The following is an 11,881-nucleotide window of genomic DNA, read 5'->3' on the forward strand; positions in this document are numbered from 1 at the left end:
AACCTATAAAAATGTCAATTTGTCATCAAACCCGTCTTGGTATTTTATTTGAGTTAGTTCTCACATCAATATTTGCAAAATAAAATCAAACAATACTATGGCAACAGGAAAAATTAATGTTTCGGTAGAAAACATATTTCCCCTAATCAAGAAATTTTTATACAGCGACCACGAGATTTTTTTACGTGAGTTGGTATCAAACGCAACCGATGCTACCCTTAAACTAAAACACCTTACAAGCATAGGTGAAGCCAAAGTAGAATATGGCAACCCTGTTATTGAGGTAAAACTGGATAAAGAGGGTAAAAAACTTCACATCATTGACCAGGGAATTGGTATGACAGGTGAAGAAGTTGAAAAATACATTAACCAGGTAGCTTTTTCGGGTGCAGAGGAGTTTCTTGAAAAATATAAGGACACTGCAAAAGACTCGGGTATAATTGGCCACTTCGGTTTAGGCTTCTACTCTGCCTTTATGGTAGCCGATAAAGTAGAGATTATCACTAAATCATTTAAAGATGAACCGGCTGTACACTGGACATGTGACGGTAGCCCTGAGTTCACTCTTGAACCAAGTGACAAAACTGAAAGAGGTACTGAAATCATTCTTCACATTGCAGAAGATTCTACAGAATTCCTTGAAGAGCGCCGCATAAGCGAACTGCTTAAAAAGTATAACAAATTTATGCCGGTGCCTATTAAATTCGGTACCCGTACAGAAACACTTCCGAAACCGGAAGATGCTCCTGAAGATTACAAAGCCGAAGAAATTGAGGTTGACAATATCATTAACAACCCTAACCCGGCGTGGACAAAACAGCCAAGCGAACTTAACGATGAGGATTACAAAGCCTTTTACCATGAGCTTTACCCTATGCAGTTTGAGGAGCCGTTGTTTAACATCCACCTTAATGTAGATTATCCTTTTAATCTGACAGGTATTTTATATTTCCCTAAACTTTCTGCCGACCTACAGGTACAAAAAGATAAGATACAACTTTACCAAAACCAGGTATTTGTTACCGATAACGTAGAAGGTATAGTACCGGAATTCCTTACCATGCTTAAAGGTGTGATTGACTCCCCGGACATTCCGCTAAACGTATCGCGTTCTTACCTACAGGCAGACGGTGCTGTTAAAAAGATATCTAACTACATTACCCGTAAGGTAGCCGATAAACTTAAATCTCTGTTTACCGAAAACCGTGAGGACTTCGAGAAAAAATGGAACGATATTAAAATCGTACTGGAGTACGGTATGCTAAGCGAGCCTAAATTCTATGAAAAAGCAGGTGCGTTTGCTCTTTACCCAACAGTAGACGAAAAATACTTTACTCTTGAAGAACTAAAAGAAAACCTTAAGGAGAACCAAACCGATAAAGACGGTAAACTGGTAATTCTATACGCTAGTGATAAGGATGCTCAGCACAGTTACATTGCCGATGCTAAAGAGAAAGGTTATCAGGTACTGCTACTTGATTCTCCTATCGTATCACACCTAATCCAGAAGTTAGAGGCCGATAACGAAAATGTAACCTTTACCCGTGTGGATGCCGATCATATTGATAAGCTTATCAAAAAAGATGACGAGCAAATCTCTAAACTAAGCGATGAGGAAAAAGAAAAACTAAAAACCGTACTGGAAGAGATTGTACCAAAAACAACTTATAGTGTACAACTTGAGGCAATGGACAGCAGTGCTGCACCATTCAGGATTACACAGCCTGAGTTTATGCGCCGTATGAAAGAAATGAGCCAAAGCGGTGGCGGTGGTATGTTTGGTATGGGTAACATGCCGGAAATGTACAACCTTGTGGTAAACACTAACCATGAGCTTACTTCAAACATACTAAACAGCGGAGACAAAACACATCAGGAAGCACTAGTTAAACAAGCATTAGACCTTGCTAAACTATCGCAAAACCTGCTTAAAGGTGAAGACTTAACAGCGTTTGTAAAACGTAGTTTTGAACTTATTAAATAATTTCCATTTCGAGCGAAACATAGTGGAGTCGAGAAATCTCACTTCAAAATAATTATAACAGACCTGCAGCGAAAGTTGCAGGTTTTTTATTTATTTAAAATCTACCCCAAAAAAGCAGCGGCCTTTTTCATGGTATCCTCAAACGAGGCATTAATCTCTTCCTTAAACTTTTGCGTTAACGGGAAAGGCACCATGTGGGTATACGGGTGGTTAAAATCCTGTATATCTACCTCAACCTTTATATTCCTGTAACCGCCCTGTAGTGTATTTAAAGCTTCGGCAGGTGGTGCTACCTCATCTTTTTCCAATACTATCGCTTTTATACGTGTGGCAAGTTCGCTAAATCTTTTTTCGCGTTCCTTCTGGAAATGGTTGTAGCGTACCATAGTTTTAAACCAGCTTTCTTCGGGGTGCAGTTCAGTATCCTGATAATGCCCCAGCCTGCCATCGGTAGCGAAGTTAGAACTTAAAAACTGGGCAAACGACTTTTGCATGGTTACTGCCGCATGGGCATCCATAATGTATCGTGATACAGGAAACATACGGTCTATGGTCATCCCTCCGCAAAAACAAAACAGTCGGGAATTATCAAATATATTCTTAGGGTTACCCATCATCAGTATAAGTGCCAGGAACGAACCTATGGAATACCCAAACAGGTCAATCGAAGCATCACTGTTTATCTCGGGCACCTTATTGGCTTTTATATCATCTGCTAAACGGATAATGTCCGAGTAGGTTTGCATACCGCTCCAAAACAAACGCTGCGGGTTGGCATCCATACGCGAACTGATTGCCGCATTTACATACGAGCATTGTGTATTATCACGGGAACGTTTCTCACGCTCCTCAGCAACGGCAAACATCAGCTTCCTGTCACTCCATACCTCAGGAGCCCTATCCATATGGAAAGCAATAGGAAACAGTATTACCGCCTTGCCCGTATCCTGCGTAAGTTTATAAGCCCACGGCAGGTACTTGTCCCATGTCTTTTCGTTAAGTCCGTGCAGCAGTATAATGGCACCGTTAGCCCTTTCCTGCCCAGCCTTACGTACTATGGTATATTTAAAACTGTTGTTTTCGTTTATTTTGTGGTCGGTTACATCCACTATAGTGTTTTCACCTGTACCACCCTGTTCCACATCATCAAAGGCATGATTGTGCTTACTGCAAAACAGTGAATCACTCCCCGGGAGCATCTGTTTGGCATCTGCCGATACAAACGGATAATGCGACATGGCAATATCCAGTTCGGGCACAAATGAGTTATCCTGTTTTTGGGAGAAAGACTGTTTTAGCAGTGTATAAATATCGTGGTACAACATGGCGGTTAGGTTTAACTTAGATAACGAAATAAGGCACAATTGTATTGTAAGGCATAATTACGAAAAATGATGTTAATAAAATTTTAAAAGCCTTATCTTTATATCACTATTCAATCAGTGTTTTGTTATGAATCTTCCATTGGAAACTCCGGCGCTATTATTTTCTGCCACCTCACTTATACTACTTGCCTACACCAACAGGTTTTTGACCATCGCCACCATTGTACGCGGACTTAAAAAAAACTATGAGGAAAACGAAACCAAAAGTATACTGCTGGAAATTAAAAACCTCAACAAACGACTGACGCTTATCCGCCACATGCAGATGTATGGTGTACTAAGCCTATTCTTCTCGGTTTTTGCAATGGCACTGCTTTTTGTAGGCAGTAACTTGTGGGGCACTTACATCTTTGGGTTAAGCCTGTTGTTATTACTGGCTTCCCTTGCCATATCGTTTTGGGAAATCAGTATATCGGTAAAAGCGTTAAGGGTTCACCTAAGCGATTTGATTGAAGAGGCGAAGAAACACAGTTAGTTTACGGATTTGGTTATTTGATTATCCTTAACAAATCAACTCTTTACTCTATAATCCAGAGTAAAACCGGCTTGGAGGTTTTTTGTAGTTTCTCGTCCAGTTTTTTCATAAACTTGTCAGACACCGCAGGGCACCCCCAACTAAGCGGACTATATTGCGGATAGATTTCCCTATTAGGTACCGCATCCCACGAGTGGAGTACTACTATCCTTTCGACAGCATTATTGTTGGTTTCTTCCAGTCCGTGTAACCAGTATTTTACATTTATACCCCACGAACTGTAATCGCGATTACCCACTTTATATTTTCCTTTTGAAGAACAATGACTATCGGGCGTATTACTGAATTTGACTGTTTGGTATTTGTACGGATTCTCTTCAAACTTATCACAGCTACCGTGGGTTACAATATTTTTATCGGTCACAATGGTATCCTTAAAACTGTAAACAAAAAAACGGTTCTTGCCCGAATGTATACTCATATCTACCAAGAAATAGTAATCTTCACAAAAGCCTTTCTCTTTACAAAATTTAAGAGCTTCGGTATGTGTAGCGGTATAGTCTTTTTCAGCTTCCTTAGCTTCTTCTTTTTTATTCCCCGAACAGCTAAAAACAGATAGCAGTAACAGTAAGTATAATTTGACAGTCATATAGTTAAGATGTAGGTTATCACCTATAACTATATTTTTAGTTGATTTATTATACTACGCATAAACATACTTTTAACTATATGATAAATCTTAAATACTAACTTTGCACCGTTATCTGGAAAAATGGGAAAAAATATATTAAAAGGCGTTTTTTTGGTGGGTCTTGGCGCTACCAGCTATGGCATGCTCGCCACCATGGTTAAATTATCCTACAAACAGGGATACACTACTGCCGAGGTTACCTCCTCACAAATGATTTTGGGAATTATAGGAATGCTTATTATTACCTTTTACCAAAAGAGAAATAATAATACTCCAGCTGTAAAGGCGACTAACAAAAATAAACTTCACCTTATAATCGCCGGAACCTCAATGGGGTTCACCAGTGTATTTTACTACTTGGCTGTTGTATACATTCCGGTTTCCATAGGTATAGTATTACTGATGCAAACCGTATGGATGGGCGTTGTACTGGAAGCCCTCCTTACCAAAACCTTACCTTCATCACGCAAGGTAATAGCTGTTGTTATAGTACTTGCCGGAACCGTAATGGCAACCAACTTGCTAAATACAACTGAAGTACCCGACTGGCGCGGTATAGTACTGGGACTTTTAGCTGCTGCTGCATTTACTGCAAACATGTTTACCTCAAGCCGTATAGCGGTGCATCTTCCACCCTCAAAACGCAGCCTGTATATGCTGTACGGAGGTGCAGTTGTAGTACTTACTTTTACGGTAATAGCATGGCCGGGAACTTACAATTTTGACATCTTTATAAAATGGGGACTTGTCCTTGCCATTTTCGGTACTATTATACCTCCGTTACTTTTAAACAAAGGATTTCCGCTTACAGGCATAGGCTTGGGTAGTATAGTATCATCACTGGAGCTTCCGGTATCGGTAACTATGGCTTTTATCCTTTTGCAGGAAAAGGTCACCCTAACACAGTGGACAGGAATTACACTAATTATACTGGCAGTTATAATAATGAATATAAAATACCGAAGGGATAAATAACTCAAATTAAGTATCTTTATATAAAAGAAACCATATGAACTTACCCTGGCACTTATACCTCATGGCAGTACTGTACATTTTTGCCGGACTCAATCATTTCAGGGTTCCTAAAATGTATACTAAAATTATTCCGCCATTGTTCCCATCTCCAAAAACACTCAATGCTATAGCGGGTGTGGCCGAGGTTGTTTTAGGCATATTGTTATGTATACCAAAAACATCGGGATATGCTGCGCTCGGGATCATGGCTTTGCTTATTGCTGTTTTTCCGGCAAACGTTTATATGTATATAAACGACAATGCATCATTGGGTTTATCAAAACAGATAAGACTTATTAGACTTCCGCTACAGGTTGTTCTACTATATTGGGCTTACTGCTATATCTAAAAACAGGAAGCAGTAATGCACAGCTTTAAAAAAACTTAACCATTATGTAATATTTTTTTTAAATAATACAACGCTAAAGCCCTTACTGTTAATTACTTTTAAAAAAACACAAAAATTACCTTCAAACTTAAAATCAATTATTTTTTTTAGTAATATTGATTAAACTTTTAAACTTATTTTTGATATTAATGTTTTCATCTGATGAAAAAGAGTAACCGTACGGAACTTGAAAAAGGAGCTATAGACAGAATAGTTTCTTTGGCTCAGGAAGAAAGAAAGCCGTTTGAAGAAATTAAAAAAGAATTTGGTTTATCCGAGAAGGAAGTAACTGAAATTATGAAAAAGAGACTGCCCGCCGACAATTTTGAATTGTGGAAAAAAAAGGTAGCCGGGAAGAAACCAAAACCAAAGTCGCAAAACTTTAGCGCCTTGGAGGACGACGATTTAGACTCAAAATATTATTTTAAAAACAAATTTTAATTTTATTAAACTCCCTTTTAAACAGGGAGTTTTTTTATGCCATAATTTAGACCAAAACAATTTTATACATCAACTTTATTAAAGTTAAACTTAATTTTATTAATATTGTAATACAATTTATTTAAAATAGTTTAAAGTTATGGCAAAACTTCCTGTTATATGCCCCAGTTGCGAATCGTCACTAAACGTATCGCAGCTAACCTGCCCTGAGTGTAGTACCAGCGTTAACGGAAACTTTCCGCTTCCGGTATATTTACAGCTTTCGCAGGACGAACAAAGCTTCATACTTCAGTTTTTCCTTACAAGTGGCAGCCTAAAGGAAATAGCTTCTCAAATGGGTATAAGCTATCCAACCGTTAGAAACAGGCTGGACGATCTTATCGAAAAAATTAAGCAATTACAACAAACCCATTAATGCCATGAAGAAAATACTTTTTAATCCGTTTGAAAAATATAGCGAAACCCAGTTACTTATTTTCGGGGTGGCTGCTGCAATACTTTCTACTTATTTAAGCTATGTATTTAATGCCCGCTTTGATGGAGCGTTAGATATGCACCTGGTTAAAAATATTACACTAAAGCAGGCTATTACAGATAACGTAATTAATATCGCCTCTCTTTTTTCAACATTTTACATCATTGGTTTTTTAATTAACAAGAAAACAAGGCCTATAGATATTTTAAATACGGTACTGGTAGCACGAAGTATATACTGCATTATGCCCTTTACACACTTTGCTGCAGACACTCTGGAAGAATTCGCAGTCAAAACAGCCAAAATCAATCCGCTGGATCCCGCACCTATAGCTTTTACTGCAACCGAAATTATTACCATTTCCATAGTAGCCTTATTTGGTATAATAACCCTTATATGGACAGTAACATTATTATATAACGGATTTAAAACAGCAACTAATTTAAAAACCATAAAACATAAAGTATTATTTGCTACAGCTATCATATTGGCCGAGGTACTTTCAATACTTTTTATCACAGCATTAAACTAACTGATTATGAAAAAATTTATTACACTTATAATTTTAATGGCAACAACATTTGCCATAGCTCAGGATATTACAGGTACCTGGAATGGTAAACTTGAATTTCAGGGTGTACAACTTAGAATGGTTGTAAACATTTCGCAAAATGAAGCCGGAGAATATAACGGCACCATGGACAGCCCCGATCAGGGAGCTAAAGGCATCCCCTTAAGCAATATAACTTTCAGTAACAATTCATTGGCTTTCTCTGTACCTGCAGCCGGAGTTCAATATAAAGGAGATTTAAAAGACGGAATAATTACTGGCACCTTTAGCCAGGCAGGAACCAGCCTTCCGCTAAATCTGTCTAAAGGACTGGGTGTAAACCGTCCGCAGGAACCAAAAGCTCCATTTCCTTACTATAGTGAAGACATTACCTTTAAAAATGAAAAAGATGGCATTACACTCGCAGGTACATTAACCCTACCTGAAAAAAAAGGCAACTATCCGGCTGTAATACTTATTAGCGGGAGTGGCCCCAGTGACAGAAACGAAGAAATTGCAGACCATAAACCCTTTTTACTACTGGCAGACTATCTAACCAAAAACGGTATAGCAGTACTTCGCTTTGATGACAGGGGAGTTGGAGAATCGGGAGGAGATTTTCAAAAAGCTACCAGTGCTGACTTTGCTACCGATGTAGAAGCAGCCTTTAATTACCTGAAAACAAGACCGGAAATAAATAAAAAGAAAATTGGCTTACTAGGACATAGCGAAGGTGGTATGATTGCCCCTATGGTTACCGAAAAAAACAATGATGTTGCTTTTGTAGTGCTTCTTGCAGGGCCAGGTATTAAAATCTCTGAACTTATGGTGCTGCAAAATTATGCATTAGGAAAAATATCAGGTCTTAGTGAAGAGGCACTGGCATCGAGCAAGGCTCAAAACAAAAAGATATATGATGTAGTTATTAACGAGAGAGATCCTAAAATTAGAAAAGAGAAAGTAACTGCATTATTTAAGGCAGATATGGGTGCCGACCTTGCCGCTCAGGGTGCGACAGAGGAACAAATTGACAGATATGCCGCATCTGAAGCACAAGGCATATTAAGTCCGTGGTTTGTTTACTTTTTAAAATACAACCCTGAACAGGCGCTAAAAAATACAAAATGCCCAATACTGGCTCTTAACGGATCTAAAGATGTACAGGTAACCCCAGACGAAAACCTTAACGGAATTAAACTGGCTACCACTGCAAACAAAAAAGTAACTATAAAAAAACTAGACGGACTTAATCACCTTTTTCAGGAATGTACAACAGGGCTACCGCAGGAATATGGCAATATAGAGCAAACCATGTCTCCGGTAGTATTAAGTGAAATTTCAGGGTGGATAAAACAACAGGTAAAATAATTTTAAAAAAAGTAAAAATTAACTGTAACATTATCATGTTTTCTGCTACTAATTTTAAAACTGTATAAAAAAACAACCATTATTAAATAAAAAAAACAATTCAAAAAAGCTTAAAAACCAACAGTTAACACTTTGGTATACAAAAATTTATTATATTTAACACCTTAAAAAGCTGCGCACCTTTAAACAATTAAAACCTTACTGAACATGAAAGCTTTATTTATTATATTTTTTATGGGACTGAGTTTTACCGCTCTTGCAAACACAGGCAACAATGGTAATGACAACAAAACCACTCCAAACCCTACAGAAAGTAATACTGTACTTTCCAAAACAGAGCAGGAAACTAAAAATGCTAAGGTTACAAAAGCAGCTACTACACCTTCCGCTGTAAAAACAGAAGAGCCCGTAACCGTTAAACCAGTTGCTAAGAAGCAAACATCAAGAGTATGTACTACCGGAACAGAAACCCCGGGGTATGGTATAAGCTCATTTTTTGTAGAACTGGTTCATACAGGCAATATCAAACTGGTAAAAATGTTATTAGACGATTAATAAAATCATCATACACAAAAAGCAGCTTTATGGCTGCTTTTTTTATTTACATAAAGCGGTAAAATTTTATTACTTTGCGAAAAATTTAACCGCAGTATTGATTTATGAAAAAAACTATTTTAGCCCTGTTTGCAGCAGCTGCACTTTTTGCCTGTAAAGAAGAACATAAAGCCGGAACCAACTTACATATATCCGGAAACATTAAAGGTTTTAAACAGGGTAAGCTTTATATAAAAAGAATAGTAGACACTAACCTTGTCACTTTGGATAGCATTATAATTAACGGCAAATCAACATTTAACAGTGATTTAAATATAGAAGAGCCTGAAATGCTATACCTTATTTTAGACAGGGGACAAACCAATTCTGTAGACAATCAGCTTCCGTTTTTTGCCGAACCGGGCGATATAACTATAAATTCAGACATTGAAGGGTTTTATAGCCGTGCCAAAGTTACAGGTTCTGAAAACCAGAAACTATATGAAAGCTTTTTGGAAATTAAAAAGCGCTATACCAATATGAACCTGGACCTTATGGAGAAAAACCTTGAGGCTACAAAAACAGGCAATGTCCAACGGCTTGATAGCATTGAAAAGGCTAGTGAAAAAATAACCAAAACAAGATATCTGGCAACTATAAACTTTGCACTTAATAATGCTGATAAGCCAATAGGACCTTACATAGCACTTTCTGAGGTATATGATGCTAATATCAAACTTCTGGACACCATACAAAAAAGCATGACACCTGAGATAGCAAAATCACATTACGGAAAAATGCTTACTGAATTTATTAATAACAGAAAAAAAGAGGACACAGCAGAATAAAAAACTCTTCACTTAAAGTAAAAAAACAGCAGGGCTTACACCTTGCTGTTTTTTTTATAACTACAAAGCAAAAAGAAGCGTTTAAAAACACTTTTCACCATTAGCAGCACTAATCATATTAATTTTACCAAATTCACCCTTTAAAATCGTTTTTTATCCTGAAATAAAAAATATAGTAAAGAGGGTAACAGAGAAATAATACATGTAATACGGAAAAGCTATAAAAAACAAAAACCGCTTCATTTCTGAAGCGGTTTTTTTATTGAGCCGATGGAGGGACTCGAACCCACGACCTGCTGATTACAAATCAGCTGCTCTAGCCAGCTGAGCTACACCGGCGTCTCAATACGGGTGCAAATATAATACTGGTTTTGAATTTTCCAAAAAAAAATTTGCACTTTTTTATTGAAATTTTTTCTTACAGCGCGTTGATTTTCGCAACAAGCTGACCAGCAGATTCTTCCAGTTCTTTATTTATTTTCCTGAAATGATCTTTTTTATTTTCAACGTTTTTCTCGTTAATTTTTGTAATTAAATTATCAAAAACAGTAATCGCCTCATCTATAATAGCTTCTGACTCCTGAGTTGGTTTTCCCTGAGTTGTCATCTCCCAAATGTAAACTGCCTCGATAATATCTCCTAAAACGAAATTAATGTCTTTTTTTAAAGTTCTTACACTTGCCATCTTTATTTTAATTTTAAATTGTTCGCAAAATTACAACTAATTTTCTCCTTCTCTGTTAAGAAATACATATTTCTAACAAAGTAGCCTCCCCTTTAAGTGAGAAACCCTTTAAGGCTGCAGGTACCAGTATGGTATCTCCTTTTTTAAATGAATATGATTTTCCATCATTTTCAAAGCTATATTCACCCTCTGTACATATATATACCGTAAAGCTACTTCCGTCTTTATTGATATTAGCCTCTCCGTTTAACGGAAAATAGCTGGTTGTAAAATAAGGGCAATTCACCATTACATTAGCACTATTTTCTGTTTGGGCATATTGCTTTTGTGTATCGGTAGTATTGTAGTTCATCGCGTCGAGTGCCTGCTCTACGTGTAACTCTCTTGATTTCCCCTGAGCATCTACCCTATCCCAATCGTAAATACGATAAGTAATATCTGATGTTTGTTGTATCTCAGCTATAACAATTCCGGCACCTATAGCATGTATGGTTCCTGTTTCAAGGAAAAACACATCTCCTTTTTTAACCTCAACCTCATTAAGTATCTCAATAAGATTTTTGTTATTTAAGTGTTCTAAATATTCTTCTGGGCTTGACTTATGCTTAAAACCTACAATAATCCTGGCTCCTTTGTCTGCCTGCATAACATACCACATTTCGGTTTTTCCGAAAGAGTTATGGCGTTGCTTGGCCAACTCGTCGTTAGGGTGTACCTGTATTGAAAGATCATCTTTTGCATCAAGAAACTTAAACAGTAACGGAAACTGTGTACCAAACTGCTCATGTACTTTTTGCCCCAGTATTTCCTGCGGAAACTGCTCTAACAATTCGCTAAGTGGTTTGTTTTTATATACACCTTCACTAACTACGCTTACATCTCCGGGTACAGATGAAAGTTCCCAACTCTCCCCTGTTGTTTGTGTCGGTATATTTTTCCCAAGATCAGATTGCAACTTAGTGCCTCCCCAAATCCTGTCTTTTAAAATCGGTTCAAAAATTAGCGGATATAATTCCATTTGAGTGTCTTATTATTAATATAGT

General features: G+C 37.4%; 14 protein-coding genes and 1 tRNA gene. 10 read left to right on the forward strand and 5 right to left on the reverse strand.

Translation table 11 applies throughout. The features are described 5' to 3' along the window. The first annotated feature begins 97 nt into the window (after positions 1 to 97). Positions 98 to 1,984 (forward strand): molecular chaperone HtpG, encoded by a 1,887-nt coding sequence (gene htpG, locus ABS768_RS03100; RefSeq protein WP_408073522.1) that lies wholly within the window; start codon positions 98 to 100, stop codon positions 1,982 to 1,984. Positions 1,985 to 2,085: 101 nt separating this feature from the next. On the opposite strand, the gene ABS768_RS03105 is transcribed toward htpG, so the two are convergent. Continuing rightward, the gene (locus ABS768_RS03105) at positions 2,086 to 3,309 is read right to left on the reverse strand and encodes a DUF6051 family protein (protein WP_408073523.1); all 1,224 of its coding nucleotides are present in this window, start codon (positions 3,307 to 3,309) and stop codon (positions 2,086 to 2,088) included. Positions 3,310 to 3,436: 127 nt separating this feature from the next. On the opposite strand from ABS768_RS03105, the gene ABS768_RS03110 reads away from it, so the two are divergent. Next, positions 3,437 to 3,844, forward strand: a complete 408-nt coding sequence (locus ABS768_RS03110) for a DUF2721 domain-containing protein (RefSeq protein ID WP_408073525.1) — start codon at positions 3,437 to 3,439, stop codon at positions 3,842 to 3,844. Positions 3,845 to 3,887: 43 nt separating this feature from the next. Here ABS768_RS03110 and ABS768_RS03115 read toward each other — a convergent pair whose 3' ends face one another. After that, a complete protein-coding gene (locus tag ABS768_RS03115) occupies positions 3,888 to 4,493 on the reverse strand; it encodes a murein L,D-transpeptidase catalytic domain-containing protein (protein ID WP_408073526.1) in 606 nt (201 codons plus the stop codon). Positions 4,494 to 4,616: 123 nt separating this feature from the next. Here ABS768_RS03115 and ABS768_RS03120 point away from each other — a divergent pair, with 123 nt between their 5' ends. The 8 genes from ABS768_RS03120 (at position 4,617) to ABS768_RS03155 (ending at position 10,153) form a co-directional block, all read left to right on the forward strand. Further along, entirely contained in the window at positions 4,617 to 5,510 is an 894-nt protein-coding gene (locus ABS768_RS03120) for an EamA family transporter (protein WP_408073527.1), read from the forward strand. 34 nt (positions 5,511 to 5,544) lie between these two features. Further along, positions 5,545 to 5,898: a DoxX family protein gene (locus ABS768_RS03125; RefSeq protein ID WP_408073528.1), complete on the forward strand. Its 354-nt coding sequence runs from the start codon at positions 5,545 to 5,547 to the stop codon at positions 5,896 to 5,898. Positions 5,899 to 6,099: 201 nt separating this feature from the next. After that, on the forward strand, positions 6,100 to 6,378 hold the full coding sequence (locus tag ABS768_RS03130) for a DUF2805 domain-containing protein (RefSeq protein WP_408073529.1): 279 nt from the start codon (positions 6,100 to 6,102) through the stop codon (positions 6,376 to 6,378). 139 nt (positions 6,379 to 6,517) lie between these two features. Further along, positions 6,518 to 6,793 (forward strand): DUF2089 family protein, encoded by a 276-nt coding sequence (locus tag ABS768_RS03135; protein WP_408073530.1) that lies wholly within the window; start codon positions 6,518 to 6,520, stop codon positions 6,791 to 6,793. Positions 6,794 to 6,797: 4 nt separating this feature from the next. Further along, positions 6,798 to 7,385 carry a hypothetical protein gene (locus ABS768_RS03140; RefSeq protein WP_408073531.1) on the forward strand — a complete coding sequence of 196 codons (588 nt, stop codon included), beginning with the start codon at positions 6,798 to 6,800 and terminating at the stop codon, positions 7,383 to 7,385. A gap of 6 nt (positions 7,386 to 7,391) precedes the next feature. Further along, positions 7,392 to 8,771 carry an alpha/beta hydrolase family protein gene (locus ABS768_RS03145; protein ID WP_408073532.1) on the forward strand — a complete coding sequence of 460 codons (1,380 nt, stop codon included), beginning with the start codon at positions 7,392 to 7,394 and terminating at the stop codon, positions 8,769 to 8,771. Positions 8,772 to 8,978: 207 nt separating this feature from the next. Next, on the forward strand, positions 8,979 to 9,326 hold the full coding sequence (locus ABS768_RS03150; protein ID WP_408073533.1) for a hypothetical protein: 348 nt from the start codon (positions 8,979 to 8,981) through the stop codon (positions 9,324 to 9,326). Between the two features lie 104 nt (positions 9,327 to 9,430). Next, positions 9,431 to 10,153: a DUF4369 domain-containing protein gene (locus ABS768_RS03155; protein ID WP_408073534.1), complete on the forward strand. Its 723-nt coding sequence runs from the start codon at positions 9,431 to 9,433 to the stop codon at positions 10,151 to 10,153. 265 nt (positions 10,154 to 10,418) lie between these two features. On the opposite strand, the gene ABS768_RS03160 is transcribed toward ABS768_RS03155, so the two are convergent. From ABS768_RS03160 to ABS768_RS03170, 3 genes are all read right to left on the reverse strand, one after another. Then, positions 10,419 to 10,492, reverse strand: a tRNA-Thr gene (locus ABS768_RS03160). 79 nt (positions 10,493 to 10,571) lie between these two features. Beyond that, the gene (locus ABS768_RS03165; protein ID WP_408073535.1) at positions 10,572 to 10,838 is read right to left on the reverse strand and encodes a hypothetical protein; all 267 of its coding nucleotides are present in this window, start codon (positions 10,836 to 10,838) and stop codon (positions 10,572 to 10,574) included. 55 nt (positions 10,839 to 10,893) lie between these two features. Next, positions 10,894 to 11,856: a type I phosphomannose isomerase catalytic subunit gene (locus ABS768_RS03170; protein ID WP_408073536.1), complete on the reverse strand. Its 963-nt coding sequence runs from the start codon at positions 11,854 to 11,856 to the stop codon at positions 10,894 to 10,896. Positions 11,857 to 11,881: the final 25 nt, after the last annotated feature.

This window comes from Flavobacterium rhizophilum (assembly GCF_046000485.1).
Classification (GTDB): domain Bacteria; phylum Bacteroidota; class Bacteroidia; order Flavobacteriales; family Flavobacteriaceae; genus Flavobacterium; species Flavobacterium rhizophilum.

Excerpts from the sequence above, each read along its gene's own strand:
- htpG (WP_408073522.1), top strand. The coding sequence starts at position 98 with ATGGCAACAGGAAAAATTAATGTTTCGGTAGAAAACATATTTCCCCTA.
- ABS768_RS03105 (WP_408073523.1), bottom strand. The coding sequence starts at position 3,309 with ATGTTGTACCACGATATTTATACACTGCTAAAACAGTCTTTCTCCCAA.
- ABS768_RS03110 (WP_408073525.1), top strand. The coding sequence starts at position 3,437 with ATGAATCTTCCATTGGAAACTCCGGCGCTATTATTTTCTGCCACCTCA.
- ABS768_RS03115 (WP_408073526.1), bottom strand. The coding sequence starts at position 4,493 with ATGACTGTCAAATTATACTTACTGTTACTGCTATCTGTTTTTAGCTGT.
- ABS768_RS03120 (WP_408073527.1), top strand. The coding sequence starts at position 4,617 with ATGGGAAAAAATATATTAAAAGGCGTTTTTTTGGTGGGTCTTGGCGCT.
- ABS768_RS03125 (WP_408073528.1), top strand. The coding sequence starts at position 5,545 with ATGAACTTACCCTGGCACTTATACCTCATGGCAGTACTGTACATTTTT.
- ABS768_RS03130 (WP_408073529.1), top strand. The coding sequence starts at position 6,100 with ATGAAAAAGAGTAACCGTACGGAACTTGAAAAAGGAGCTATAGACAGA.
- ABS768_RS03135 (WP_408073530.1), top strand. The coding sequence starts at position 6,518 with ATGGCAAAACTTCCTGTTATATGCCCCAGTTGCGAATCGTCACTAAAC.
- ABS768_RS03140 (WP_408073531.1), top strand. The coding sequence starts at position 6,798 with ATGAAGAAAATACTTTTTAATCCGTTTGAAAAATATAGCGAAACCCAG.
- ABS768_RS03145 (WP_408073532.1), top strand. The coding sequence starts at position 7,392 with ATGAAAAAATTTATTACACTTATAATTTTAATGGCAACAACATTTGCC.
- ABS768_RS03150 (WP_408073533.1), top strand. The coding sequence starts at position 8,979 with ATGAAAGCTTTATTTATTATATTTTTTATGGGACTGAGTTTTACCGCT.
- ABS768_RS03155 (WP_408073534.1), top strand. The coding sequence starts at position 9,431 with ATGAAAAAAACTATTTTAGCCCTGTTTGCAGCAGCTGCACTTTTTGCC.
- ABS768_RS03165 (WP_408073535.1), bottom strand. The coding sequence starts at position 10,838 with ATGGCAAGTGTAAGAACTTTAAAAAAAGACATTAATTTCGTTTTAGGA.
- ABS768_RS03170 (WP_408073536.1), bottom strand. The coding sequence starts at position 11,856 with ATGGAATTATATCCGCTAATTTTTGAACCGATTTTAAAAGACAGGATT.